Below are 25,690 nucleotides of genomic sequence, written 5' to 3'. Positions count from 1 at the left end.
CCGAGCAGGCAAATGTGCCGCCCGGCGCTTCGGGCGGCACACTTCATAGACGTACGTACGCATCCACAGATCCACGTAAGAGACAGGTAGGTCATGGCCGCCAACAGCAACCGCCGCATGTCCGGCAAGAAGGGCGCGCAGGTAGGCAGCGGTGGCAACAGGCGCCGCGGCCTCGAGGGCAAGGGCCCCACCCCGCCCGCCGAGATGCGCAAGGGCCACGCCAAGCAGCGTGCCGCCAACGCCAAGGCCAAGCGCACCCAGGGCCGGCCCGCCAACCGCACCGGCGGTCCGCGCGGCAAGTCCACCTCCGAGATGGTCGTCGGCCGCAACCCGGTCGTCGAGGCGCTGCGCGGCGGCGTGCCCGCCACGACGCTGTATGTGCAGCAGTTCATCGACAACGACGAGCGGGTGCGCGAGGCCCTTCAGGTCGCCGGTGAGCGCGGCGGGATCCACCTCATGGAGGCCCCGCGCCCCGAGCTCGACCGCATGACCAACGGGCTCAACCACCAGGGCCTCGTCCTCCAGGTCCCGCCCTACGAGTACGCGTTCCCGGAGGACCTCTCCGCCGCCGCGTACGACGAGGGCGCCGACCCGCTGATCGTCGCGCTCGACGGGGTCACCGACCCGCGCAACCTCGGCGCCGTCGTCCGCTCCGTCTCCGCCTTCGGCGGCCACGGCGTCGTCGTGCCCGAGCGGCGCGCGGCCGGGATGACGGCGGGCGCGTGGAAGACGTCCGCCGGTACCGCGGCGCGCACGCCGGTCGCGCGCGCCACGAACCTGACCCGCACCCTGGAGCAGTACAAGAAGGAGGGCATCACCGTGGTCGGCCTCGCCGCCGACGGTGAGCACGCCGTCGGTGACCTGGAGGCCCTCGGCGGCCCCGTCGTCATCGTCGTCGGCAGCGAGGGCAAGGGCCTGTCCCGCCTGGTCGGCGAGACCTGCGACTACCGCGTCCGCATCCCGATGCCGGGCGGCGCCGAATCGCTGAACGCCGGCGTCGCCGCGGGCGTCGTGCTGTACGAGGCGGCCCGCCGCCGCGCTTGACCGCACGCCACTGTCCGGGCCTCGAGTTCCTTGACGGGGCCCGGACATTTCGGTGGGGTCGAGGCAGTGTCCTAAACACACATCACTCGGTTAGATGAGTGTGGACACCAGAACGCCCCGCACACCCTCGGGTGACCGCACGTCGGGATTCGACGACGGTCCCGCGCTGAGCATGGTGAAGGTTCCGTGCGATCCGGCGCAGGTCATCGTCAACCACGCGAGTTTCCGCGTGCAGCTCCCCACGGCGCAGCAGTCGCAACTCCCGCGCATCTCACGGCACTTGAGCGCCACGGGCGTGGCCGGAGCCGACGCGGCGACCACCCGCATCCCCGTCATCACCGCCGCAGGGACGCCGGGCGCCAGGCGGCGCCGCCCCGTCGTCATGAACGACGGAGGCCTCGACACCAGCGGGCTCCTGCAGGGCGCGCGCCGCTCCGGCGAACCGGACGACGGCGGCGCCACGCAGGTCATCCCGCGCGTCGACGAGCGCGACTTCGCCGACGACCTCGGCCTCTACCGCGACTCGCCCACGGACGAGCGCACCCAGGAGACACCCACCGTCGGCCCCTGGGCCGGCGAAGCGGACCAGCCCACGCGGATCCTGCCGCGCATGCGCCAGTCCGGCAGCGCCTTCGAGGAGACCGGCGAACTCGACCAAGTCCCCTACGGGGACGACGAGTTCGATGTGCGGATCGGCTCGCCGGAGGACGGCGCGGACGCCGGCTCCGACAGCGAGAGCACCGCCGCCCGCCGTTACGGCCCCGTCCGGCACGCCTACTATCCCGGCCGCCGGATGAACCTCGGCGTCGTGCTGCTCCCGCTGCGCGTCTTCCTCGGCTTCATCTCCATCTACGCCGGCATGGGCAAGCTCTGCGACCCCGTCTACTTCGACGGCGGAGAGCGCGGCTCGATGGTCAAGTGGCTGCACTCGCTGCACCCCTGGGCCCTCGCCGAACCGCTCCGCGACTGGGCGCTCCAGCACCCCGTCGGCGCGGGCCTCGTGATCGCCTTCCTCCAGGTCATCGTCGGCGTCCTCACCGTCCTCGGACTGTGGCAGCGGATCGCCGCGTCGGTCGGCGCGCTGCTCTCGGCCGCGCTGCTCGTCACCGTCAGCTGGAAAACCCTCCCCGCCTACGACGCGCCCGACATCATCTACCTCGCCGCCTGGTCCCCGCTGATCATCGCCGGCGCCCCCGTCTACTCCATCGACGGAAAGCTCGCAGGCGGCGCCTGGCGGCGGCTCGGACCGCGCGCCGCGCTGTGGGACCTGCGCGGCTACGTCCTGCGCCGCGGCACCGTCGTCGCGACCCTCGTCATCGGCGGCACCCTCCTCATCGGCTCGGTGCTCGGCGGCGCCGTCCGCGACGCCGACCGGGTCACCGCCCCGGGCCCCGGCGACGCACCGCGCAACGAGGTGCCCGGCTCGCCGCTCCCCTCCGAGCCCGGCAGCAGCGCCCCGAAGCGCCAGCACACCAGGAGCCCCTCGGCCTCGTCGTCCGACGCGCCGACGCAGGGCACCACGTCGAGCCCGTCCGGTTCCCCCAGCTCCGCGGGCGCGACCGCGGGCGCCACTAGCGGCACCACGACGACGCCGACCCAGGGCACCACCGCGGGCCAGGCCCCGCCCCAGCAGTCGGCGCCGCAGCAGCAGCCGCCGTCGAGCACCGGCGGCTCGCCGAGCTCGGGCGGCACCTCCTCCGGCGGCCAGGACAGCCAGAAGCCGGGCCTGGTGGGCGGACTGCTGGGCGAGTAACGCGCTCTTCCTCCCCGTACGACGATGGGGCCCCGCACGATCCACGTGCGGGGCCCCATCGACGTAGCGGGAAGCGTAGACGTAGAGACAGGAGGGCGGCTCAACGGCCCTGTGCGGCAAGCTCCTTCGCGGCCTCCGTGAGGTCCTTCGCCGTGTCGATCGCCCGCCAGTACGCGCCCTGCGGCAGCTGGAAGCCGGCCAGCCGCTTGGCGCGGGCCAGGCGCGGGAACGTGGTGCGCTCGTGGTCCCCGAGATCCGGCAGCAGGGACGTGAACTCGGCGGCGAAGACGTACACCCCCGCGTTGATCAGATACGGGGACGGCGGCGCCTCGACGAAGTCGGTGATGTGGCCGAACGCGTCCGTCTCCACGGCGCCCCACGGGATGCGCGGGCGGGCCAGCGCGAGGGTCGCGGTCGCCTCCCGCTCATGGTGGAAGTCGGCCATCTCGCGCAGCGAGAACCGCGTCCAGATGTCGCCGTTCGTGGCGTACCAGGGGCGGTCGGCGTGCGGCAGGTGCGCGGCCGCGAACTTCAGGCCGCCGCCGCGGCCGAGCGGCTCCTTCTCGACGACCGTGGTGACCCGCAGCGGCAACTCCGCCTGGGCGAGCCACTCCTGGAGCACCTCGGCGAGATGACCGCAGGAGACGACGGCGTCGGTGACGCCCTCCTCCGCGAGCCAGGTCAGCTGGTGGCCGATGATCGGTGTGCCCGTGCCCGGGATCTCCACCATCGGCTTGGGCCGGTCGTCGGTGTACGGGCGCAGCCGCGAGCCCTGGCCGCCCGCCAGGACCACGGCCTGGGTGGGCCGGTGGGGGTGCAGATGCGGGCCGTGCGCGGACGGTTCAGCGGTCGTCATGACCGGAACTGTACGTGCGCACGACCCGCGGGTACGCCAGCGGCTCGACGGTCGAGCGCGGCTCGGGGACCGGTTCGCGGCTCGGGGCCGGTCCGGCGCTCAGGCCCGGAAGCCGGCCACACCCGAGGCGAACGATGTGTCACAGACCGGTCGGGCGAACGACTGCGCGCGTGCCGGTCCGTAGGTCTCCACGGCGGCTCGGCCGAGGGCCTTGGCGATCGCCATGCAGTGCCGGGCGAGCGACGGGCGGCGGTCGATCTCCTGCTGGAGGTGAGTGAGTGCAACGCCGGGGTTCTTCTCCTGGAGTTCGAGGAGGAGGCGGTCGCGCAGCACGTCCTGGGGAGCGCGCGACTTGGCGCGCTTGGAGACGTCCTGTGAGGAGGCCGTGAGAACCGATTCCGAGGAATTCCCGGACCAGTTGACTCGGGTGACCGCGAGCGTCCCGGAGAGCACCAGCATCACCGGCAGGACGAAGGCGAGCGTACGGGCGGCGCGGCGGGCGGGGCCCCGGCCCCGGGCTCGGCGCGACTTCTGGGTGTAGTTGGCAGAGTGCGTCACGCGAGTGAGCGTAGCGCTCGGTGATGATTTGGCGACATTTGGTCACTCTGACGAGGGACGAGCAAAGAGGTTTTGTTGCATACGTGTTGACGTTGCTGGGCCAAATGCCCGGGTTGCCGGGGTATTTGTCGACAATGGCGAGCGAACGCGCGAGGGCCCCGCACCGAAGTGCGGGGCCCTCGCGGTCGGTTGTGCGGCCGTCAGCTGTCAGCTGTCAGCCGTCAGCCGTCAGTCGGAGAGGCGCTCGCCCGTGGAGGACGAGAACACGTGGGTCTCACCGGCGCGCGGCACGACGTGCAGCTGGGCGCCCTTCTCGGGCACCTGGCGGCCGTTCACGCGGACGACGAGGTCCTTGTGCTCGCCACCGACCTCGGCGGCGCCGTAGACGTAGCCGTCGGCGCCGAGCTCCTCCACCACGTTCACGGAGACCGCGAGGCCGGCCGGGGCGTCCGAGACGTCCTTGGCGAGGGACTTCGCGGCCTCGCCGTTCGTCTCGACGATGTCGAAGTGCTCGGGGCGGACGCCGACGTGGACCGTGCGGTCACCCTTGTCGGAGGCGGCCTTGAGGGCCTCGCGGCTGACCGGGACGACCGAGTTGCCGAACTTCACGCCGCCGTCGGTGATCGGGACCTCGACCAGGTTCATGGCCGGGGAGCCGATGAAGCCGGCGACGAAGAGGTTGGCCGGGCGGTCGTACATGTTGCGCGGGGTGTCGACCTGCTGGAGCAGACCGTCCTTGAGGACCGCCACGCGGTCGCCCATCGTCATGGCCTCGACCTGGTCGTGGGTGACGTAGACGGTGGTGATGCCGAGGCGGCGCTGGAGCGACGCGATCTGCGTACGGGTGCTGACACGGAGCTTGGCGTCAAGGTTCGACAGCGGCTCGTCCATGAGGAACACCTGCGGCTCACGCACGATCGCGCGGCCCATCGCCACACGCTGGCGCTGACCACCGGAGAGCGCCTTCGGCTTGCGGTCCAGGTACTCGGTGAGGTCGAGGATCTTCGCGGCCTCTTCGACCTTCGTCCGGATCTCCGCCTTGTTCACGCCGGCGATCTTCAGGGCGAAGCCCATGTTGTCGGCGACGGACATGTGCGGGTACAGCGCGTAGTTCTGGAACACCATGGCGATGTCCCGGTCCTTCGGCGGCAGGTGCGTGACCTCGCGGTCACCGATGCGGATCGCACCGCCGTTGACGTCCTCGAGACCCGCGAGCATCCGCAGGGAGGTCGACTTGCCGCAGCCGGACGGGCCGACGAGGACGAGGAACTCGCCGTCCTCGATCTCGATGTCCAGGCCGTCGACCGCGGGCTTGGTGGACCCGGGATACACACGGGTCGCCTTGTCGAACGTGACAGAAGCCATGGCTGTGAAGCCCCCTTCACCGGCAGGAACGTGCCGGACGATCCGTTGTAAAGAAGGTGAGCCGCCATGGCTGGTGCGCCACGGCGGTGTAGCACTGGTGTAGTCCACACGAGTGAACTGCTCGGACCTTAAGCGGCGGGCAGTGGGTTTGTCAGTACCCGGGAGCACGTGACCTTCGAGGAAATTTTCGATGGGTGCACGGCCGGGGTTGGTTACACTGCTCGGGCTGCCTCCTTAGCTCAGATGGCCAGAGCAACGCACTTGTAATGCGTAGGTCGTCGGTTCGAATCCGACAGGGGGCTCGTCAAGGCCCAGGTCACCGCGTGTGACCTGGGCTTTTTTGCTGCGTGTCGGGGTCAGTGGCGGCCCGCCACCCGGTCCGCCCACTTCGCCAGGCGGGACGAGTCGGACGTGTGGGTGGTCAGTTCGCGGCGGTCGGCTGCGTAGTACGTGGCGTACATGCCGTGGACGCCGAGCCAGCGGAGGGGTTCCGGTTCCCACTTGCGGACCTTGTGGTTGGCCCAGGGCAGGGTGGTGAGGTCGGTGGGGCCGGATTGGCCGGAGTCCTGTTGGACGAGGTCGCGGAGGGTGCGGGCGGCCAGGTTTGTGGTGGCTACGCCCGAGCCGACGTAGCCGCCCGCCCAGCCGAGGCCCGTCGAGCGGTCGAGGGTGACGGTGGCGCACCAGTCGCGGGGGACGCCGAGGACGCCGGACCAGGCGTGGTCGATTCCGATGCCGGTGAGCTGGGGGAAGAAGCGGGTCAGGATCTCGTACAGCGCCTCGATGGTCTTGGGCTGGGTGCGGCCGTCGTTGTCCGTCTTGGAGGCGTAGCGGTAGGGGACGCCGCGGCCGCCGAGGGCGATGCGGTCGTCGGCGGTGCGCTGGGCGTACATGTAGGCGTGGGCCATGTCGCCGAGGGTTTCGCGGCCTTCCCAGCCGATGGATTCCCATTGCGAGGCCGACAACGGTTCCGTGGCGATCATGGAGGAGTTCATGGGGAGCCAGGTGCGGCGTTGGCCCTTGAGGGAGGCGGTGAAGCCTTCCGTGCAGCGCAGGATGTAGGGGGCGCGGACCGTGCCGTAGGGCGTGATGGCGTGCTTGGGCTTGATCTCGGTGACGGGTGTTGATTCGTGGATCGTCACGCCGAGGGCTTCGACTGCTGACGCCAGGCCCTTGAGGAGTTTCACCGGGTGGAGGCGGGCGCCGTGCGGGGTCCAGGTGGAGCCGACGGCGCCGGCGACGCGGACGCGGTCGGCGGTTTCGCGGGCGCCGTGCAGGGTGCGGTCCTTCTCACCGTAGGTGAGTTCTGTTTCGTGGAAGGACTTGAGGCGCGTCAACTGGGCGGGTGTGTACGCGACTTCGAGTACGCCGCCGTGGTGGATGTCGGCGTCGATCGATTCGGCGCGGGCGACGTCGATGACCTCGGTGACGGTTTCGTTCATGGCCTGCTGGAGGCGGACCGCGGCGTCGTGGCCGTGGAGTTGGGCGTAGCGGTCGCGGCCCGCGATGCCGTTGTAGAGCCAGCCGCCGTTGCGGCCCGATGCTCCGTAGCCGCAGAACTTCTGCTCCAGGACGGTGATGCGCAGGAAGGGCGCGGCCTTCTTCAGGTAGTACGCCGTCCACAGGCCCGTGTAGCCGCCGCCGACGATGACGACGTCGGCGTTCGCGTCGCCGGGGAGGGGGTCGCGGGTGAGCGGGATGCCGTCGTCCGCGTACCAGAACGATATGCCGCCGTTGATCGTGCCGGTGGTTTCGCGGGGGCCACCGGGGCCGCTGATGCCGTTGCTCATGGCGCGGGACGTTACTGGGCGGCGACGGAATGCGGGAGGGGTGAGGTGATGGTTTCGTGGCATTTGTCGCCTGTGGGGTGATCGATGGACGAGCGCACGGTGAGTGGGAGCCGGATCGTGAACGTAAGGCCGAGGAATTCGGGGCGGTTCCGGGTCGCGGCGGTGGCCGTCGTCCTGCTCGCGGCGACGGCCACGGCCTGTGGTGACGACGGCGCCGGCGACGGCGGGGAGACTTCGGCGTCCGCCTCGGCCGCCCCCTCCGTGAAGCCGGCCGAGGACGCCGACGATCTGGCGAAGCTGCACGCGCGCGTGGACGGCGGAGACGTGATCGTCGTGGGCGACGCGAAGGCCCCGCACACGGTGAAGGTGTACGAGGACCCGCGCTGCCCGTACTGCAAGAAGTTCGAACAGGGCGGCGCCGAGGCGCTGACCGATCCGGTGGCCGCCGGGGACGTGAAGGTCGAGTACGTCATCGCCTCGTTCCTCGACGAGAACCTCAACGGCCACGGCTCGGTGAAGGCGGCGAACGCGCTGCGCGCCTCGGTGGAGGCGGGGAAGTTCCCCGTGTACCACTCCGCCGTGTACGCGAACCAGCCCGCCGACGAGACCACGGACGCGTACACGGACGCCTTCCTGCTGAAGATCGCCGGTACGGTCGACGGGCTGCGCTCGTCCGCGTTCGACGGCGCTGTGAAGGACATGAAGTACCAGGGCTTCGTGGACGCGGCGATGAAGAAGTTCCGCACCGACGGCATCGAGGGCACGCCGACGGTCTACGTGGACGGCGACAAGGTGACCCCGGAGAAGGCGATGTACGACGAGGACGCCTTCGAGAAGATCCTCGAGGACGCGGGCGTTCCCGATAATTGACCGGCCCCGCGAGCCGGTGGCGGCTTAGGGTCGGTCGCGTGATCGACGTACCGAAGGGCCTTGTTGAGTCGCAGCACGCGTACGCGGGGGAGGCGGGCCGCGCGTTCGTCGCGGCGCTGCCCGCGCGCGTGGAGGAGTTCCTGGAGCGCTGGGAGCTGACGGTCGACGGGCCGTTGATGCACGGGGTGGCCGCGCTCGTCGTGCCCGTGGTGGGCGACGGGCGGCCCGCGGCCCTCAAGTTCCAGGTGCTCGACGAGGAGACCGAGGGCGAGCCCGTCGCGCTGCGGGTGTGGGACGGCGACGGCGCCGTGCGGCTGCTCCGGTACGACGACGGGACGGGCACGATGCTGCTCGAACGGCTCGAATCCGAGCGGATGTTGAGCGTCGTGGAGGACTCGCGCAAGGCGGTCGTGGTGATCGCCGAGCTGCTCGCGCGGCTGACGGCGGGGCCCGCCCCGGAGGGCATGCGGCGGCTCTCCGACATCGCCGCGGGGATGCTCGCGGAGGCCCCGGACGCGCTGCGCCGGGTGGCCGATCCGGCCGAGCGCGCGCTGCTCGCCGACTGCGTGGCCGCCGTGCGGGAGGTCGCGGACGAGGCCGGGGATCGGCTGCTGCACTGGGACCTGCACTTCGACAACGTCCTGGCGTCCGGGCGTGAGCCGTGGCTCGCGATCGACCCGAAGCCGCTGGCCGGCGACCCGGGTTTCGATCTGTGGCCCGCTCTGAACAACCGCTTCGAGCCGGAGGAGACGGTGTGGCGGTTCGACGCGGTGAGCGGGGCCCTCGGGCTCGACCGGGAGCGGGCGCGGGCGTGGACGCTCGGCCGGGTGCTGCAGAACGCGCTGTGGGACATCGAGGACGGGCGGGAGCTCGGGGCGGTGGACCTGGAGATCGCGCGGACGCTGCGGGCGCATCCCAGGGGGCAGTAGGGAGGCGGCGGTGGGGGCGGCCGGGTTGTCAGTGCCGCGCATTAGTCTGCGGCCATGATTCGTACCGCCACCCCCGCCGACGTCCCCGTCGTCCACGCCATGATCCGCGAGCTCGCCGACTACGAGAAGGCGCTGCACGAGGCGCGGGCGAGCGAGGAGCAGTTGCGCGAGGCGCTGTTCGGCGAGCGCCCGGCGGCGTACGCGCACATCGCGGAGGACGCGGGGACCGGCGAGCCGGTCGGCTTCGCGCTGTGGTTCCTGAACTTCTCGACGTGGCGCGGTGTGCACGGCATCTACCTGGAGGACCTGTACGTGCGTCCCTCGGCGCGCGGCGGCGGCCACGGCAAGGCGCTGCTCACGGAGCTGGCGCGGCTCTGTGTGGAGCGGGGGTACGAGCGCCTGGAGTGGTCGGTGCTGGACTGGAACACGCCGTCCATCGAGTTCTACGAGGCGATGGGCGCGCGGCCGCAGGACGGGTGGACGGTGTACCGGCTGACGGACGAGGCGCTGAAGGCGGCGGGCGCGGTGTAGCCGGCGGCTGGCGCGAGGCCTCATTCTCTGACTACGGTCAGAGAATGAGTGAGACCGAGGACGGCGGCGTCGGCGTCGGCGTCGGCGACGTCGCGGGGGTGCGGCGGTTCAACCGCGTCGTCAGCGAGCGCGTCGGCGTGCTCCAGGAGCGGTTCCACGGCACCGACCGGCCGTACGGGCAGGCCCGGCTGCTGTGGGAGATCGGCGAAGCCGAAGTGCCGCTGGATGTACGGAAGTTGCGGGTGCGGCTCGGGCTCGACTCCGGGTACGTCAGCCGGCTGCTGCGCGCCCTGGAGGCGGACGGTCTCGTGGTGGTGGAGCCGCTGGAGCGGGACCGGCGGGTGCGTACCGCGCGGCTCACGGAGCGGGGGCGCGGCGAGTGGGCCGAGCTCGACCGGCGCAGCGACGAGGCGGCGGGCTCGCTGCTGGCCCCGCTGAGCCCCGCACAGCGGGGGCGCCTGGTCGCCGCCATGGCCGAGGTGGACCGGCTGCTCACGGCCGGCACGGTCACCCTGGACGACGTCGCGCCGGACCACCCGGACGCCGAGCTGTGTCTGCGCGGCTACTTCGCCGAGCTCCAGGAGCGGTTCGACGCGGGCTTCGACCCGGCGCGCAGCCTCCTGCCCGACGCCGGTGAACTCCGGCCGCCGCACGGACAGTTCGTCGTGGCCCGGCTGCACGGGGAGCCGGTCGGCTGCGCCGGGCTGAAGCTTCCGCCGGGCGGCGCGGCCGAGGTGAAGCGGATGTGGGTGGCGCCGCGCGTCAGGGGTCTCGGCCTCGCCCGCCGCTTCCTGGCGGAACTGGAGGCGCGGGCGGTCCGGCACGGTGCCGGGCTCCTCCGCCTGGACACCAACAAGGCGCTCGGCGAGGCCATCGGCCTGTACCGGGCGTACGGCTTCGAGGAGGTCGAGGCCTTCAATGACGAGCCGTACGCGCACCATTGGTTCGAGAAGCGGCTGAGCTGAGCGGTTGTACTGAGCGGCTGCGCTCAATGACTGCGCTCGACCGCTCAGCGCAGGAGGCCGTCGAGGACCATCTTCGCCGCGCGGTCGCGGGCCGCTGGGTCGCCGCTCGCGCCGCCCGCGTGCTCGGCCGCGCGCGCCGGTCACGGTTCCAGGATCACCTTGCCCGTCGTGCCGCGTGTCTCCAGGGCGTGGTGTGCGGCGGCCGCCTCGGCGAGCGGGAAGCGGTGGACGGCGGGGGTGAGGACGCCGCGGGCCGCGAGGTCGAGGGCGGCGAGTTCGAGGGTGCGCATGGGGTTGTCGCCGCCCGCCCTGCGCATCATCGGCGGGCCGAGGACCTGCTCCTGGGAGAGGCCGCGGCGGGCGAGTTCGGCGTCGTCGAGGAGGTGCGGGCCCTCGTCGGAGCCGATGCCCTGGGCGGACCAGCCGAAGATGAGGTGCTGGCCGCCGGGGCCGAGGAGGTCGAGGGCGCGCTCGGTCGTCGGGCCGCCGACTCCGTCGAGGAGGACGGTGGCGTCCCGGCCCCCGAGGAACTCGCGTGCCGCGGCGGGCCAGTCGGGGTCGTTGTAGTCGAGGGCGAGGTCGGCGCCGTTCGCCTCGACCGCCGCCGTTTTCGCGGGGCCGCCCGCCAGGCCGATGACGGTGCCGCCCGCGTGCTTCACGTACTGCACGAGGAGCGTGCCGATGCCGCCCGCCGCCGCGGGGACGAGCGCGACCGTGTCGGGGGTGACGGTGGTGAAGTTCAGGATGCCGAGCGCCGTGCGGCCCGTGCCGATCATGGCGACGGCGTGCGCCGGGTCCAGGTCCGCCGGGATCTCGTGGAGGCGGTCCGCGTCCGTGACGGCGAGCTCGGCGTAGCCGCCGGGAGCCATGCCGAGGTGGGCGACGGCCCTCTTGCCGAGCCAGGCGGGGTCGGTGTCAGGGCCGAGCGCCTCGACGGTGCCTGCGACCTCGCGGCCGGGGATCGTGGGCAGCTCGGGGAGGGCCGGGAGCGGCCCCTTGACGCCGGAGCGGATCGCGGTGTCCAGCAGGTGCACGCCCGCGGCCCCGACCGCGATCCGCACCTGACCGGGGCCCGGTTCGGGGTCCTCGGTCTTCTCGTACGTGAGGTTCTCGGCAGGGCCGAAGGCGTGCAGGCGGATGGCGTGCATGACAGCTCCTGGGGCGGTGGGCGGTGGCCCGTTCGTGCGGCCTGCGCCAGTCTTCGACCTCAAGCACGGTTGAGGTCAAGGCCGCGGGTGAGGGCGGGCCGCCGCAGCGCCAGCGTCGTCGCCTCGATGGCGCTCGTGCTGTGTTTTCCCGGGGGATGACCCCCGGACCCCCAGCCGGACATGCAGGTCGACCGGGAGCTGGTTCCGGCATTGCGCGGCGAACTTCGGTGAAGGCGGACTCGGAGCGTACGCCGGCCCCTGATAGGCCCGATGGCCGTGAGGCGGAGGTGTGGCCGCTCGTTCGGGTGATGAGATGGGAACTGGTGGCGGGCGCTCGTACGGATGCGTACGTACGTTGGTCATGAAGCTGGTTGTGCGGGTCAAACTCCTGCCGACGCCCTCACCGGCGGCGGCACTTGAGGCGACCCTGCGCGCTTGCAACGAGGCGGCCACCTGGGCTGCCGAAGTCGCCTTTACCGAGTGGGCGATGAAGCCCTTGGCCCTGCGCAAGCACACCTATCAGCAGATCAAAACCAGATGGGGCCTGGGCGCACAGGCGGCAGGCAAGCCGGTCATCTTCCGGGCGGATGCGGCGCAGCCGTACGACGACCGGATGTTGTCGTGGCAGCACGAGGCGCGGACGGTGTCGGTCTGGACGGTATCCGGGCGGATTTGTCGGGGTGGACCTGGGGATCGTGAACATCGCCACCACCTCCACGGGGAAGCAGCACAGCGGGCGGCGCCTGAACCGGCGCCGTCGTTCCGATCGGCATTTGCGATCCAAGCTTTCAGCAAAAGAACACCAAGTCGGCCAAGCGGCGGGCGAAGAAGCACGCGGGCAAGGAAGCCCGTAGGAACAGGGACATCAACCACAAGATCAGCAAGTGCATCGTGGCGGAGGCTCAACGCACCGGCCGCGGAATCGCCCTGGAGGACCTGACGGGCATTCGCGAGCGGGCACGGCTGAGGAAGCCCCAGCGCACCACTCTGCACTCCTGGTCGTTCCACCAGCTCGGTGACTTCATCGCTTACAAGGCAAAGCGGGTCGGGGCGCCGGTGGTGTACGTGGATCCGGCCTGCACGAGCCAGGAATGTTCCCGCTGCCATCACATCGAGAAAGCCAACCGGCCCTCCCAGGCCGTCTTCACCTGCCGGTCGTGCGGCTTCGCTGAGCATGCCGACCACAACGCGTCCCACAACATCAGCCATCGCGGCTGGTACGCGTGGGTCCGCGGGGCCGATTCACAGGCCCCTGCCCTCACCCTCATCACGTGAGTGCTGGATGCAGCCGGGCCTCGTCGAAGCCACCGACGACCCGAGCGCGCAAGCTCGGGACCCCGTCGTCCTTGGGTAGTTGACTGGGGGCGGGCAGCATGGGGTCATGAGCGACAGGCGTGGTGGTGCGGGTCGGGCCGGGGGATCGGCCCCGGCGAAGGTGAAGAAGGCGCGGCGGCCCCAGGTGCGGCTGCCTCCGTTGGCGCCGTGGGCGGGGCGCGGCCTCGAACCCGACGGGGACTACGACGGGGTGGAGTTCCAGGGCGTCGACTTCGCCGGGCAGGAGGGGATCGGGGCGCGATTCCTGGACTGCGCGCTGACGGCGTGCGCGCTCGACGAGGCGGGCCTCGCGCGGGCCAGATTCATCGACTCGGTGCTCAGTGACGTGCGGGGCGTGGGCACGGACCTGGCGGAGGCGACGCTGCGGGACGTGGAGGTGGTCGACGCGCGGCTCGGCGGGGTGCAGTTGCACGGGGCGGCCCTGGAGCGGGTGGTCATCAGGGGCGGGAAGATCGACTACCTGAACCTGCGGAAGGCGCGCCTCAAGGACGTCGTGTTCGACGGATGCGTGCTGGTGGAGCCGGACTTCGGGGGCGCGCGTCTTGAGCGGGTGGAGTTCGCGGGCTGCGCGCTGAAGGGCGCCGACTTCTCGGCGGCGACCCTGACGGACGTCGACCTGCGGGGCGCGGCGGAGCTGGGGATCGCGCGGGGCGTGGACCGGCTGGGCGGAGCGGTGATCTCACCGGCCCAACTCATGGATCTGGCAGGGGTGTTCGCGGCGGAGCTGGGGGTGCGGGTGGAGTAGACGCCCCGGGGTCCGGAGCGGTTACGGGAGGCGGGGGAAGCGGGCCTGGAGGTCCCACAGGGCCGGGTTGTCGGCCAGGTCCTCGTGCATGTCCGTGAGGTCGGCGAGCAGGTCGTGCAGGAAGTCCCGTGCCTCGCGGCGCAGCGCGGAGTGGGAGAAGGTCAGCGGGGGCTCCTCGGTCGGCATCCAGTCGGCCTCGACGTCGACCCACCCGAAGCGGCGCTCGAAGAGCATGCAGTCGCTGGACTCCGTGAAGTCCAGCTCGGCGTACTGCGGGGTCGCCGAGCGGCTGCCGCGCGGGTCCCGGTCCAGCTGCTCGACGATGTCGCACAGCGCCCACGCGAAGTCGAGCACCGGCACCCATCCCCAGGCTGTGGACAGCTCCCGGTCGGCCTTGGTGTCGGCCAGGTACACGTCGCCGCAGAACAGGTCGTGGCGCAGCGCGTGGACGTCCGCGCGCCGGTAGTCCGTCTGCGGCGGGTCCGGGAAGCGGCGGGAGAGGGCGTAACCGATGTCGAGCACGTAGGAGATGGTGTCATGCGCGAAAGGGGCGGGCTCACGGCAGCAGGCGCTGCTCCTTGGCGACGGCGACGGCGCCGGCCCGGGTGTCCACGCCGAGCTTGTCGTAGATCCGGCCCAGGTGGGTCTTGACCGTGGCCTCGCTGATGAACAGGGCCTTGGCGATCTCCCGGTTGCCGAGCCCGTGCGCCAGCTGGGCGAGGATGTCGCGCTCGCGGTCGGTGAGGGTGGGCCGCGGCTTGCGCATATTGGCCATGACGCGGCTGGCGACCGGGGCGGAGAGGGCGGTGTGCCCCTGCGCGGCGGCGTGGATCGCGGCGAAGAGTTCCTCCGGGCGCTCGGCCTTGAGGAGGTAGCCCGTCGCGCCCGCCTCGATGGCGCGGGTGATGTCGGCGTCGGTGTCGTAGGTGGTCAGGACCAGGACGTGCGGGGTGGGTGCCGGTCCCGAGGTGAGGCGGCGGGTCGTCTCCACGCCGTCCATGCCCGTGCCGAGCTGGAGGTCCATGAGGACGACGTCGGGCCGCAGCTTCGCGGCGAGCGCGATCGCCTCCTCCCCGGTCCCGGCCTCCCCGACGACCTCGATGTCCGGGGTGCTGTCGAGCAGCGCGAGCAGCCCGGCACGGACGACGATGTGGTCGTCGCAGAGGAGGATGCGGATGGGCTCCGTCATGACGGCTCCGTCTCATCGTCCGACCGCCGACGCCGGTCGGGCATGTCCGCGCCCGTGCCGGGTGAGTGGTCGTGGGCCTGGGGACGGGTGGGTATATCTGCGCCGGTGTCGGGTGAACGGTCGCGGGCCCGGTGCCGGTCGGGCACATCCGCCCCCGTGCCGGGTGAGTGGTCGTGGGCCGGGGGACGGGTGGGTATATCCGCGCCCGTGCCGGGTGAACGGTCGCGGGCCCGTTGCCGGTCCGGTACATCCGCGCCCGTGTCGGGTGAGTGGTCGTGGTCCGGGGGATGGGTGGGTATATCCGCGCCCGTGTCGGGTGAACGGTCGCGGGCCCGGGGACGGTCGGGCGCATCCGCCCCCGTGCCGGGTGAGTGGTCGTGGGCCGGGGGACGGGTGGGCAATTCAAGCCCCTGCGGCGATTGAGCAGCGGGGTCCGGGGCGGAGCCCCGAGGCGTCAACCCCGTCGCCGGTGACAGAGGGATCGAGGCGGACACCACCGCTCCCTCCCCCGGCGCCGACTCGAGGGACAACGTGCCACCCAGCTGCCGCACCCGCGCCCGGATCGCCGGAATCCCGTGCCCCCGCACCCCGGACCCCCCGGAGGGCAACGCGGCCGGATCGAACCCCCGCCCGTCGTCGGCGACGTCAAGCACGACCTGGTCGTCGAGCAACGTCAGCGTGAGCACGGCGCCACGGGCCGCGGAGTGCTCCCGCACGTTGGCCAGCGCGCCCTGCGCGATCCGCAGCAACGCCGACTGCACCCGGTCGGGCAGCCGGTCCGCACGCCCGTCGTCGTCGACCCGGACCTGCACGGTGAGCCGGTCCCCGGACTCCCGCGCCGCCACGGCCCGCAGCGCCTCCGCCAGACCACGGGCCAGGTCGGCGGGGGCCAGATCGTGCACGAAGCGGCGCGCCTCGGTGAGGTTGTGCTCGGCGATCGACGCGGCCGTGCCGACATGCGCGCGGGCCTTGCCGGGGTCGGCCTCCCACACCCGCTGCGCCGCCTGCAACAGCATTTGCTGGCTGGACAGGCCCTGCGCCAGGGTGTCGTGGATCTCCATGGAGAGCCGCTGCCGCTCGGCGAGGGTGCCCTCGCGGCGTTCGGAAGCGGCCAGTTCGCGGCGGGTGCGGATCAGGTCGTCGATGAGCCTGCGCTGCCGTGCGGCCTGCCGTTCCATCTGGAGGAACACGGCGGTGGCGATCACCACGACGGCCGGCGGGCCGAGCAGCAGGTCCGGGTCGAGGCGCCCGGCGAGCCGCAGCTGGGCGAGGATGACGAGCACCGTCAGGAGCCCCACCAGGACGAGCGCGGCGCGGGTCGGAAGCGTACGCAGGCCCGTGTAGAAGAGCGGCACGGCGCACCACGCGAAGCTCGGCGCGAGCACCACGAGCACCACCCACACCACGACCACCAGCGTCAGCCACACCCTCTGCCCGACCGTGGCCCGCTCCCCGACGCCCCGCACGAGCCCGGCCCCGTACACGAGCGCCAGGACCGCGGAGAGCGCGACGATCCACGGGGTGCGCCCGTCGTGCGAGTGGCGCAGCAGGAAGCGCGCCAGGGCCACGGCCAGGAGCAGGAAGAACGAGGCGTGCATGACGGCGGTGAGGCGGCGGAGGTCGGTGTCGTGGCCGTCGCTGTGGTGGACGCCGTCGTCGGCGCGCTCGCCGGTCGGCTCCGGCCGGTTGCGGGTCACGGGTCCCTGCACCTCCCTCACGGCGTCGACCTGGGCAAACAATCCCATTCTCGCCGGGTCGTACGCCCCTGGGGTCAACCGATCGGATGACCCCGACGTCGACCGCCCGGCGCGCCGCGTCGAGCCGGTCCGTCGACGGGTGCGGGCCGGTTCCGGACCCAGGATTGAGGGCAGAGCGGGACGGCGGAACGGCAAGCGCCTCCCGGTCGACCTCTCCTCCCGCACCTTCCCCATCCACTCTGGAGCCGTTCCCATGCAGCACGCCAAGAAGATCTCGAAGCGCACCCGCGTCGTCACCGGCACCACCCTCGCCGCCGCGATCGCCCTCGGCGGGTTCGGCGCGTACTCGGCGAGCGCCGCGGACTCGGAGCCGGCCGCGCGGGCCGCCGCCAAGCCCGCCGCCGTGAAGGCCGGCAACACGTTCGAGTCCACGCACCTCACCGTGGACGCCGCCACCGATGCCGCGCAGGCCGTCCTGAAGGCCGCGAAGAAGGAGAACCAGAAGGTCTCCGTCGCCGTCGTCGACCGCAACGGCAACACGATCGTCGAGCTGCGCGGTGACGGGGCGGGGCCGCAGTCGCCGGAGTCCGCCGTGAAGAAGGCGTACACCGCGGTGTCCTGGAACGCGCCGACGTCCGAGCTGACGAAGCGGCTTGAGCAGACGCCGAACCTGAAGGACATTCCCGGCACGTTGTTCCTCGCGGGCGGGGCGCCGGTTGCCTCCGGCGGGGCGCCTGTCGCGGGTATCGGTGTCGCCGGTGCGCCCTCCGGCGACCTGGACGAGAAGTTCGCCCAGGCGGGCGTGGCCACCCTCAAGTAAGCCCGTGCTTCGGTCCCGGGGCGCGTTTCACCGGCAACGGTGGTGCGGCCTCGGGGATCTGCCCCGGACCCCGCGCCTCAATCGCCGGCGGGCTTGATGTGGCCGTCCGAGCCTTTCACTGAGCGGACCAGTCACGATGTACGTGCACTCGATATCTACCGGCACGATCCTGCGGCGCGCAGGGGATCTATGGAGCCGCACCATGCAGCACACCGAGAACAACGACCGCACGCTCCTCGCCGCCGCCGCGCAGGGTGACGCCGACGCCGTACGGGGCGCGCTCGCGGCGGGTGCCGATGTCGAGGCCCGCGATCCGCACCGGCGCACGCCGCTGCTTCTCGCCTCCCTCAACGATCACGTCGCCGCCGCCGAGGCCCTCGTCGCGGCCGGGGCCGATCCCAACGCCCAGGACGACCGGGACGACAGCGCGTGGCTCGCGACCGGTGTCACCGGCTCCGTGGAGATGATGCGTGCCCTGCTGCCCGCCCGGCCCGACCTGAAGCTCACCAACCGGTTCGGCGGCGTCTCCGTCATCCCGGCCTCCGAACGCGGCCACGTCGACTATGTGCGCGCCGTGCTCCGGGAGACCGACATCGACGTCGACCACGTCAACCGGCTGGGCTGGACCGCCCTGTTGGAGGCCGTGATCCTCGGCGACGGCGGCCGCGCGCACCAGGAGATCGTCGAGCTGCTCATCACGGCGGGCGCCACCCCCGACCTGCCCGACGGTGACGGCGTCACTCCCCTTGAGCACGCCGAACGCCGCGGCTTCGCCGAGATCGCCGACCTGTTGCGGGCCGTGCAATGAGGCGCGCGGTCCTCGCGGCGGTCGCCGTCGCGGTCCTCGCCACCGGATGCGCCGCGACGCAGGACGAAAACAACCCCCGTACCAATAAGGCGAGTTCGCCCGCGAAGAAGCAGGCCCCCGAAACCTCCGAGACCCGCAAAGCCGCCCAGACCCCCGACGGCACCCTCCTCGTCGCCGACTTCGGCGCCGACACCGTCTCCTTCGTCGATCCGGACCCCGGCAAGGGCGCCTTCGACTCGGTGAAGGTCGGCCACGCCCCGTACGGGCTCGTCGTCGGTGACGACGGCCGGGCCTGGGTCGCGACCGCCGAGGGCGTCGCCGTCGTCGACACGGACAGCCGCGAACGCGAGGCCCTCATCCCGTACGAGACCGAGGGCCTCGGCCCGGTCACCGACGGCGAGTACCGCGGCGGCGGCATGGGCATCGCCCTCGCGCCCGACGGCAGGCACGCGTACGTCGGCGTCAATGTCCCTGACGGCAAAGGGGCGTTGGAGACCATCGACACCACGACCGGGAAGGTCACCGGCACCGCCTCCGTCGGGCGCCGGCCCTTCGACGTCGACGTGTCGCGCGACGGGCGGCAGGTGTACGCCACCGACCACGACTCCTTCGACGTCACCGTCCTCGACACCCGCGGCGGCGACACCCGCCGCATCGAGGTCGCCCCGTACGGCACCGAGGGTGGTCTCGGCTCGTGGCTGAAGCCGCACTACGCCGCCGTCCGCCCCTCCGACGGCAAGCTGCTCCTCCCCTTCGAGGGCGAGAAGCTCGTCGTGGTCGACCCGGACACCGGCCGCTCGACCGTCGAGCGGATGACCGCCAACACGCACCAGCACGGCGTCACGATCACCCCCGACGGGACGCTCCTCGCCGTCGGGACCGGGCCCATCGACCCGTCCACGGACGAGGGGCCCTCGCTCACCGTCCGTTCGCCCGGCGGCAAGGAGAAGGTCGTGCCGCTCGACGGTCCGCACGAGGACGTCGCCGTCTCCGCGGACGGCCGGACCGCGTACGTCACCGGAGGCTTCACCCGCGACGGCTACTGGAACGGCGTCACGGTCGTCGACCTCGACAGCGGCGACACCCGCCGACTGGCGGCGGGGGAGCGGCCGTTGGGGATCGCCGTCCTCTGAGGTCCTGTCGGACGTCCGTATCGGGGCAAGGGGGTCATAAGATCCTGGCGTGCGCCGCCGACTCAGACTCCCCGCAGCCCTCCTCGGCCTTCTCGCCGCCCTCGCCGCGTGCGACGGCGGCGTCCACGGCACCCCCGGCGCCTCCGGCCTGCGCGACCCGTACTTCCCCAAGCTCGGGAACGGCGGCTACGACGTCCGCCACTACGCCCTCGACCTCTCCTACGACCCGGACGCGCACCACCTCTCCGGCACCGCAGAGATCACCGCGAAGGCGAGCCAGGCGCTCAGCGCGTTCAACCTCGACCTGAAGGGTCTGACGGTGCGGAAGGTCACCGTCGACGGAGAGAAGGCCGTGGCGAGCCGCGCCGGACACGAGGTGACCGTGCGGCCGCACGACGAGCTCCCGAAGGGGCACACCTTCCGCGCCATCGTCCGCTACGAAGGCGTACCCGTCACGATCACCGACCCGGACGGCACGGGCGAGGGCTGGCTGCGCACCTCCGACGGCGCGCTCGGCCTCGGCGAACCGACCGGCTCCATGGCCTGGTTCCCCGGCAACCACCATCCATCGGACAAGGCGACGTACGACATCCGGATCACCGTCCCCAGCGGCGTACAGGCGGTGTCCAACGGCGAGTTGAGAAGCGCGAAGCGGTCGTCCGACGGGCGGCGCACCGCCTACGACTGGCGGGTGCGGCAGCCGATGGCGAGCTATCTGGCGACCGTCGCCATCGGCAAGTTCGAGACGGAGCGGAGCCGCACGCCCTCCGGGATCCCCGTCTACACCGCCGTCGACCCGGACGAGGCGAAGGCGAGCGCGAAGGTTCTCGCCCGGCTGCCGGAGGTCGTCGACTGGGAGGCGGAGAGGTTCGGCGCGTACCCGTTCTCGTCCACGGGTGCGATCGTCGACCGGGACGGCGACGTGGGCTACGCGCTGGAGACCCAGACCCGGCCCGTCTTCCCCGGCGCCCCCGATGTCGGCCTGCTCGTCCACGAAATGGCGCACCAGTGGTACGGCGACTCGGTCACCCCGAAGTCGTGGCGCGACATGTGGCTCAACGAGGGCTTCGCCACGTACGCGGAGTGGCTGTGGGACGAGGACCACGGCGGGGACACGGCGCAGCAGACCTTCGAGGCGATCATGAAGCGGCCCGCGAGCGACGGCGTCTGGTCCTTCCCGCCCGCGCGGCCGCCGAACGCCGCGCACCTCTCCGACACCCCGGTCTACGAGCGCGGCGCGATGGTGCTGCACGAGATCCGCAGAACGATCGGCGACGCCAAGTTCTTTGCCCTGCTGAAGAGTTGGCCGACCGACCACGCGTACGAGAACGCCGACACGGACGACTTCACGGCCTACGTGGAGCGCAAGAACCCCGGCAAGGGCGAGGCCCTCGCCGGGGTCTGGGAGACCTGGCTGTACGGGAACGGCAAGCCAAAGAAGGCTAGTTGACGTTCACGGCCTTCCAGGCGGCGGCGACGGTGGTCGCCTCCGTGCCGCTCGCGCCGTACAGGTCACCGGCCGCCTTGATCGTGGCCGCGCGCGCCGCCGCGTAGTCGGTCGTGGACGTCATGTACGTCGACAGCGCCTTGTACCAGATCTGTACGGCCTTGTCCCGGCCGATGCCGGTGACGGTGGAGCCGTCGGACGTGGGCGAGTCGTAGTTCACGCCGTTGATGGTCTTCTTCCCGCTGCCCTCGCTGAGCAGGTAGAAGAAGTGGTTGGCGACGCCGGACGAGTAGTGCACGTCGAGGCCGCCGGTGTTGCGCGACCAGGAGTCGACGGACTTGCCGTCCTTGCTGGGCTTGTCCATGTAGCGCAGCGGGCTGCCGTCGCCGTTGATGTCGATCTTCTCGCCGATGAGGTAGTCGCCGACGTCGGTGGAGTTGTTCGCGTGGAACTCCACCGCCGTGCCGAGGATGTCGGACGTCGCCTCGTTGAGGCCGCCGGACTCCTTGCTGTAGTCGAGGCCCGCGGTGGCGGCGGTCAGCCCGTGGCTCATCTCGTGCCCGGCGACGTCGAGCGCGGTCAGCGGGTGGGTGTTGCCGATGCCGTCGCCGTACGTCATGCAGAAGCAGCTGTCGTCCCAGAACGCGTTGACGTAGGCGCTGCCGTAATGGACGCGGGAGTACGCGGCCTTGCCGTCACCGGCGATGCCGCTGCGGTTCAGGGACTCCTTGTAGAAGTCCCAGGTCTCGGCGGCCCCGTAGGCGGCGTCGACGGCGGCGGTCTGCCGGTCGGCGGCCGTGCCGTCGCCCCACTTGTCGTCGGCGTCGTGGAAGAGCGTGCCGGTGCCGGACGTGCCGCCCTTCAGGTCGTACGTCTTGTGGCCGCCGCGCCCGCCGTCGACGAGGTCGTAGCCACCGGACGCGGCCGTGGAGCCGACGGTGACGCCGCCGCTGTACATGCTGGTGCCGGTGCCGTTCTCGATGGCCTGGTACTTGTACAGCACCTTGCCGTCGCCGGAGGCGTCGGTGATGACGTGCAACTCGCTGGGCGTGCCGTCGCGTTGGGTGCCCCTGACGACGGTCTCGTACGCGAGGGTGGGCGCCTTGCCCGCGTCGGCGGCCCAGACGACCTTGCGCGCGGAGCCGGCGGAGGCGCCCTTGACCGAGTCGCCCGCGGCGGACTTCGCGGACTTCTTCGCGGCGGCCGTGCCGGTTTCGGCGTCCGTGGACGCCACGGCTATGGAGCCCTTGCGCGCCTTGGTGGTGCCCTTGAGGTCGCCGCCCTTGGCGGTGTGCACGACGAGGTCGCCGCCGAGGACGGGCAGCCCGTCGAAGGTGCGCTCGTAGCGGGTGTGGGTGGTGCCGTCGGCGTCCTTGACGACGTCGCGGGCCACCAGCTTCTCGCCGTCGGCGAGCTTCAACTGGTGTGCGGTGGTGGGGGCTTCGGCCTGTGCGTCCTTGAGGGCGGTGGCCCGTTGCGAGGCGCTGAGGGGGAGCGCCGTGGCGCCTGCCGCACGGTCGGTGGCGGCGTTGGCCGAGGTGCCGGCCTGTACGCCGACGACCACCATGGCGGCGGACGCGACGAGGGCGGCGAAGCGGGGAGCGGTAGAGCGGATTCTCACTCGAACTCCTTAGGTACCCGTGTGGGGATGGGTGTGTGGGGGGTTGTGGAGGGAGAGTGGCATCCGCGATCAGTCCTGTGACAGAGACCTGTCAAAACTTTGCCGGTTCGTGTCCGAATGGCGCGGGTGGTTGTCCGTTAATCGATGGGTGGTGGCCGGTTCGGGCTTGTGTGTACCAGCCGATGGATCCGCACGACCTCTCCTCGACGGCCTCCGCCTGCGTCCGTCCTTGTGTCGCCGCACGTCGCTGCTCATAGCAGTCCGATCCACGGCGTGACCGCCCGCCGCGCTTGTGAGCCGCAGTACGGCGGAGGGCTTCCTCGGGCCTCAACTCTCTTTACAGGCTGCCGGGGCCGAGGTCGGGTGCCGGTGACTGCCGCCGCTTGCCGCGTAAGACGTTGTGTCTTACGAGACGGAACACGGGCTGGACGTCCTCACGGGCGACGGTAGTTCCCGGTCCGCGGCGATCCGGCAGGCAGTGCTGGAAGCCGCTCTGCGTAAGGAGCGGGCCGCCGCCATGCGGCGTGCGGTGCTGAAGATGCCGATAGGGGAGCTGGACGGGGTCGACGTTGGAGCGGAGATCGCGCGTGATCGCGAAAGCGGGCGCTGATGATCTATCTCGATACGGCCGCGGTGGTGAAGCTCGTCCACGCGGAGGCGGAGTCGCAGGCGCTGCGCGAGTGGCTCGATGAGCGGGCGGAGATCGGGTGGGCGAGCTCGGTCCTCCTGGAGATCGAGGCTGCGCGCGCGTTGACCCGTTATGCCCCGGATGCGGTGGTGCGGCTGCATCCCGTGCTCGATCTGATCGAGTTGATGGAACTCGATGCGGCGACCCGGATCCTTGCACAGACGGTGAAACCGGTGACTGTACGGAGCCTGGGCGCTGTGCACCTGGCTACGGCGTTGCGGATGGGCCCGCATCTCACGGCGTTTGTCACCTACGACAAGCGGCTGGCCGACGCTGCGTGTGACGCCGGACTGTCCGTTCAGGCTCCCACTTGAAGGCGGGGCGACTCCGGTGCGCATCGCACCGGAGTCGCCCCAACTGCCTTACGGAACGGTGAACGTCAGACGTTCACGCCGAAGTCCTGCGCGATGCCGACCAGGCCCGAGGCGTAACCCTGGCCCACGGCGCGGAACTTCCACTCCGCGCCGTTGCGGTACAGCTCGCCGAAGACCATCGCCGTCTCGGTCGCGGCGTCCTCGGAGAGGTCGTAGCGGGCGATCTCGGTGCCGCCGGCCTGGTTCACGATGCGGATGTACGCGTTGCGGACCTGGCCGAAGTTCTGCGTGCGGGTCTCGGCGTCGTAGATCGAGACCGGGAAGACGATCTTGTCGACGTCGGCCGGGAGGGCCGCCAGGTTGACGTTGATCGCCTCGTCGTCGCCCTCGCCCTCGCCGGAGCGGTTGTCGCCGGTGTGGACGATGGACTGGTCGGGCGTCTGCTTGTTGTTGAAGAAGACGAAGTGGCCGTCCGAGTAGACCTTGCCCTGAGTGTTGACCGCGATCGCCGAGGCGTCGAGGTCGAAGTCGGTACCCGTGGTGGTGCGGACGTCCCAGCCGAGGCCCACGGTGACAGCGGTCAGGCCCGGAGCCTCCTTGGTGAGCGAGACGTTGCCACCCTTGGACAGGCTTACAGCCATGGTTCGGGAGTCCTTCCCTCGTTTAAATACGGACGTACGTGGTTGTACGCGTGCAGCCGAAGCTACTCGTACCCGTATGAACGCCGTGAGGGGTGGAGAAGGTTCCAGGTCTCTTTACTTTCTTTACTCGGCTGAAAACCGGATGACGGACCGCCGTGCGCACGCGACCATGGACGCATGTCCGGTCCCTATCCCATCCGCGGTTCGGTCGTCCTCCCGGAGGCCGAGCTCATGTGGCGTTTCTCGCGGTCGTCCGGGCCGGGCGGGCAGCACGTGAACACCAGCGACTCGCAGGTGGAGCTCCGCTTCGACCTGGCCGCGACGAAGGCGCTGCCCGATGTGTGGAAGGAGCGGGCCCTGGAGCGGCTCGCGTCGCGCCTCGTGGACGGCGTGATCTCCGTACGGGCCTCGGAGCATCGCTCGCAGTGGCGCAACCGGGAGACGGCGGCGGTGCGCCTCGCGGCGCTCTTGGCGGAGGCGACCGCGCCGCCGCCGAAGCCGAGGCGGCCCACCCGTGTCTCACGCGGCGTCAACGAACGCCGCCTCCGCCAGAAAAAGGCCCGCTCCGACACGAAACGCGGCCGCTCGGGCCGGGATTGGTAGGCCTGGGCCCGTTCGCCCGCCGGCGGTTGAGGCGTGAGGCCCGGACAATCAAGCCCCGCCGGCGATTGAGGCGCGGGGTCCGGGGCAGAGCCCCGAGGCCCCAGCCGCGGCGCCGGTGTTGCGGTCCTGGGGCGCTGCCCCACACCCCGCTGCTCAATCGCCGCAGGGGCTTGAAAGGGGCAACCGCCCCGGGGGCACCTAGAAGGCTCTATCTCGCAGGGGCGTAAAGAACCAAGGCCTAGAAGCTGCGGTAGCGGCCGCGGAAGTAGAGGAGGGGGGAGCCGTCCGGGCTCGGGAGGGACGCGCTCAGGACCCGGCCGATGACCAACGTGTGGTCCCCCGCCACCACCGTGTTCTCCGTACGGCACTCCAGCGTCGCCAACGCCCCACCCACCAGCGGAGCCCCCGTGTGCTCGCCGCGTACGTACGGGATGTCCTGGAACAGAAGGCGGTCGCTGAGCCGGCCCTTCATGGCGAAGCGGCCCGCGATGTGGCTCTGGGACTCCGAGAGGACCGAGACCGCCCACAGCGGCTGGTCGTCCAGGAGGTCGTCCATGCGGGAGCTGTTGCGCAGCGACACCATCACCAGGGGCGGGTCGAGGGAGACGGACATGAAGGCCGTCGCCGTCATGCCCGCGTCCTCGCCGGCCGGCCCGTCGGGGTCGAGCTGCGGCTCGTGCGAGGTCAGCAGGACGACGCCTGCGGCCAGGCGGGACAGGGCGGCACGGAATTCGTCGTTGCTCACCCCCTCAGCATGCCCGGAGGGGGCCGTGGGGGCCGAGGAGGAGGGGACTGAAGTGGCAGGGGACGTCTTCAACACGTCTTAAACGCTAGCCCCGC

General features: G+C 71.3%; 23 protein-coding genes, 1 tRNA gene and 2 pseudogenes. 15 read left to right on the top strand and 11 right to left on the bottom strand.

Going from position 1 to position 25,690, the window contains the following annotated elements; all coding sequences use genetic code 11:
• The first annotated feature begins 93 nt into the window (after positions 1-93).
• Both rlmB and ACP4E5_RS21615 read left to right on the top strand, forming a co-directional pair.
• Complete coding sequence (rlmB, locus tag ACP4E5_RS21620; RefSeq protein ID WP_425831140.1) at positions 94-1,044, top strand: 23S rRNA (guanosine(2251)-2'-O)-methyltransferase RlmB; 951 nt, start codon at positions 94-96, stop codon at positions 1,042-1,044.
• A gap of 94 nt (positions 1,045-1,138) precedes the next feature.
• Positions 1,139-2,797 (top strand): DoxX family protein, encoded by a 1,659-nt coding sequence (locus tag ACP4E5_RS21615; protein ID WP_425831138.1) that lies wholly within the window; start codon positions 1,139-1,141, stop codon positions 2,795-2,797.
• Positions 2,798-2,897: 100 nt separating this feature from the next.
• Here the strand turns inward: ACP4E5_RS21615 and ACP4E5_RS21610 are convergent, their stop codons facing one another.
• From ACP4E5_RS21610 to ACP4E5_RS21600, 3 genes are all read right to left on the bottom strand, one after another.
• A complete protein-coding gene (locus ACP4E5_RS21610) occupies positions 2,898-3,653 on the bottom strand; it encodes a nucleotidyltransferase family protein (protein WP_425831136.1) in 756 nt (251 codons plus the stop codon).
• A gap of 99 nt (positions 3,654-3,752) precedes the next feature.
• Positions 3,753-4,211 (bottom strand): hypothetical protein, encoded by a 459-nt coding sequence (locus ACP4E5_RS21605; protein ID WP_425831134.1) that lies wholly within the window; start codon positions 4,209-4,211, stop codon positions 3,753-3,755.
• 228 nt (positions 4,212-4,439) lie between these two features.
• Positions 4,440-5,576 (bottom strand): ABC transporter ATP-binding protein, encoded by a 1,137-nt coding sequence (locus ACP4E5_RS21600; RefSeq protein WP_425831132.1) that lies wholly within the window; start codon positions 5,574-5,576, stop codon positions 4,440-4,442.
• A gap of 228 nt (positions 5,577-5,804) precedes the next feature.
• Between ACP4E5_RS21600 and ACP4E5_RS21595 the strand changes: the two genes are divergently transcribed.
• Positions 5,805-5,878 (top strand) — tRNA-Thr (locus tag ACP4E5_RS21595).
• Between the two features lie 54 nt (positions 5,879-5,932).
• Here ACP4E5_RS21595 and ACP4E5_RS21590 read toward each other — a convergent pair.
• A complete protein-coding gene (locus tag ACP4E5_RS21590; RefSeq protein ID WP_425831130.1) occupies positions 5,933-7,366 on the bottom strand; it encodes an NAD(P)/FAD-dependent oxidoreductase in 1,434 nt (477 codons plus the stop codon).
• A gap of 84 nt (positions 7,367-7,450) precedes the next feature.
• Between ACP4E5_RS21590 and ACP4E5_RS21585 the strand changes: the two genes are divergently transcribed.
• Genes ACP4E5_RS21585 through ACP4E5_RS21570 form a run of 4 tightly spaced genes read left to right on the top strand, consistent with a single transcriptional unit; the run spans position 7,451 to position 10,661 of the window.
• Positions 7,451-8,236 (top strand): DsbA family protein, encoded by a 786-nt coding sequence (locus ACP4E5_RS21585; protein WP_425831128.1) that lies wholly within the window; start codon positions 7,451-7,453, stop codon positions 8,234-8,236.
• Between the two features lie 38 nt (positions 8,237-8,274).
• A complete protein-coding gene (locus ACP4E5_RS21580; protein ID WP_425831126.1) occupies positions 8,275-9,165 on the top strand; it encodes an aminoglycoside phosphotransferase family protein in 891 nt (296 codons plus the stop codon).
• Positions 9,166-9,219: 54 nt separating this feature from the next.
• Complete coding sequence (locus tag ACP4E5_RS21575) at positions 9,220-9,696, top strand: GNAT family N-acetyltransferase (protein ID WP_425831124.1); 477 nt, start codon at positions 9,220-9,222, stop codon at positions 9,694-9,696.
• 44 nt (positions 9,697-9,740) lie between these two features.
• On the top strand, positions 9,741-10,661 hold the full coding sequence (locus ACP4E5_RS21570) for a bifunctional helix-turn-helix transcriptional regulator/GNAT family N-acetyltransferase (protein ID WP_425831122.1): 921 nt from the start codon (positions 9,741-9,743) through the stop codon (positions 10,659-10,661).
• A gap of 140 nt (positions 10,662-10,801) precedes the next feature.
• Here ACP4E5_RS21570 and ACP4E5_RS21565 read toward each other — a convergent pair whose 3' ends face one another.
• A complete protein-coding gene (locus tag ACP4E5_RS21565; RefSeq protein ID WP_425831120.1) occupies positions 10,802-11,809 on the bottom strand; it encodes a zinc-binding dehydrogenase in 1,008 nt (335 codons plus the stop codon).
• A gap of 361 nt (positions 11,810-12,170) precedes the next feature.
• Here ACP4E5_RS21565 and ACP4E5_RS21560 point away from each other — a divergent pair.
• Both ACP4E5_RS21560 and ACP4E5_RS21555 read left to right on the top strand, forming a co-directional pair.
• Positions 12,171-13,084: pseudogene (locus ACP4E5_RS21560) on the top strand (RNA-guided endonuclease InsQ/TnpB family protein).
• 106 nt (positions 13,085-13,190) lie between these two features.
• Positions 13,191-13,889: a pentapeptide repeat-containing protein gene (locus ACP4E5_RS21555; protein ID WP_425831118.1), complete on the top strand. Its 699-nt coding sequence runs from the start codon at positions 13,191-13,193 to the stop codon at positions 13,887-13,889.
• Positions 13,890-13,910: 21 nt separating this feature from the next.
• On the opposite strand, the gene ACP4E5_RS21550 is transcribed toward ACP4E5_RS21555, so the two are convergent.
• From ACP4E5_RS21550 to ACP4E5_RS21540, 3 genes and pseudogenes are all read right to left on the bottom strand, one after another.
• On the bottom strand, positions 13,911-14,411 hold the full coding sequence (locus ACP4E5_RS21550; protein ID WP_425831116.1) for a hypothetical protein: 501 nt from the start codon (positions 14,409-14,411) through the stop codon (positions 13,911-13,913).
• 34 nt (positions 14,412-14,445) lie between these two features.
• Positions 14,446-15,078 carry a response regulator gene (locus ACP4E5_RS21545; RefSeq protein WP_425831115.1) on the bottom strand — a complete coding sequence of 211 codons (633 nt, stop codon included), beginning with the start codon at positions 15,076-15,078 and terminating at the stop codon, positions 14,446-14,448.
• 446 nt (positions 15,079-15,524) lie between these two features.
• Positions 15,525-16,676: pseudogene (locus ACP4E5_RS21540) on the bottom strand (sensor histidine kinase); the annotation flags it as partial.
• Between the two features lie 352 nt (positions 16,677-17,028).
• Between ACP4E5_RS21540 and ACP4E5_RS21535 the strand changes: the two are divergent.
• The 4 genes from ACP4E5_RS21535 (at position 17,029) to ACP4E5_RS21520 (ending at position 20,986) form a co-directional block, all read left to right on the top strand.
• Complete coding sequence (locus ACP4E5_RS21535; protein WP_425831114.1) at positions 17,029-17,595, top strand: GlcG/HbpS family heme-binding protein; 567 nt, start codon at positions 17,029-17,031, stop codon at positions 17,593-17,595.
• 202 nt (positions 17,596-17,797) lie between these two features.
• Positions 17,798-18,403, top strand: coding sequence for an ankyrin repeat domain-containing protein (locus ACP4E5_RS21530; RefSeq protein WP_425831112.1), 606 nt, complete (start codon positions 17,798-17,800; stop codon positions 18,401-18,403).
• Positions 18,400-19,536, top strand: coding sequence for a YncE family protein (locus ACP4E5_RS21525; protein WP_425831110.1), 1,137 nt, complete (start codon positions 18,400-18,402; stop codon positions 19,534-19,536). The genes ACP4E5_RS21530 and ACP4E5_RS21525 overlap by 4 nt, the downstream gene beginning before the upstream one ends.
• Before the next feature lie 49 nt (positions 19,537-19,585).
• The gene (locus ACP4E5_RS21520) at positions 19,586-20,986 is read left to right on the top strand and encodes a M1 family metallopeptidase (protein WP_425831108.1); all 1,401 of its coding nucleotides are present in this window, start codon (positions 19,586-19,588) and stop codon (positions 20,984-20,986) included.
• Here ACP4E5_RS21520 and ACP4E5_RS21515 read toward each other — a convergent pair.
• The gene (locus ACP4E5_RS21515) at positions 20,979-22,550 is read right to left on the bottom strand and encodes a M4 family metallopeptidase (RefSeq protein ID WP_425841533.1); all 1,572 of its coding nucleotides are present in this window, start codon (positions 22,548-22,550) and stop codon (positions 20,979-20,981) included. The two genes, ACP4E5_RS21520 and ACP4E5_RS21515, sit on opposite strands and share 8 nt — an antisense overlap.
• A gap of 663 nt (positions 22,551-23,213) precedes the next feature.
• Between ACP4E5_RS21515 and ACP4E5_RS21510 the strand changes: the two genes are divergently transcribed.
• Complete coding sequence (locus ACP4E5_RS21510) at positions 23,214-23,606, top strand: type II toxin-antitoxin system VapC family toxin (RefSeq protein WP_425831106.1); 393 nt, start codon at positions 23,214-23,216, stop codon at positions 23,604-23,606.
• A 65-nt stretch (positions 23,607-23,671) separates the two neighbouring features.
• Here ACP4E5_RS21510 and ACP4E5_RS21505 read toward each other — a convergent pair whose 3' ends face one another.
• The gene (locus ACP4E5_RS21505) at positions 23,672-24,247 is read right to left on the bottom strand and encodes a TerD family protein (RefSeq protein WP_425831104.1); all 576 of its coding nucleotides are present in this window, start codon (positions 24,245-24,247) and stop codon (positions 23,672-23,674) included.
• A gap of 177 nt (positions 24,248-24,424) precedes the next feature.
• On the opposite strand from ACP4E5_RS21505, the gene arfB reads away from it, so the two are divergent.
• A complete protein-coding gene (gene arfB / locus ACP4E5_RS21500) occupies positions 24,425-24,850 on the top strand; it encodes an alternative ribosome rescue aminoacyl-tRNA hydrolase ArfB (protein ID WP_425831102.1) in 426 nt (141 codons plus the stop codon).
• A 238-nt stretch (positions 24,851-25,088) separates the two neighbouring features.
• Here arfB and ACP4E5_RS21495 read toward each other — a convergent pair whose 3' ends face one another.
• Complete coding sequence (locus ACP4E5_RS21495; protein ID WP_425831100.1) at positions 25,089-25,670, bottom strand: flavin reductase family protein; 582 nt, start codon at positions 25,668-25,670, stop codon at positions 25,089-25,091.
• Positions 25,671-25,690: the final 20 nt, after the last annotated feature.

The sequence above is a fragment of the Streptomyces fractus genome, assembly GCF_049844455.1.
Taxonomy (GTDB): Bacteria; Actinomycetota; Actinomycetes; order Streptomycetales; family Streptomycetaceae; genus Streptomyces; species Streptomyces fractus.
Note: the sequence above shows the minus strand (reverse complement) of the source record. Positions and strands in the feature narration are given on the sequence as shown.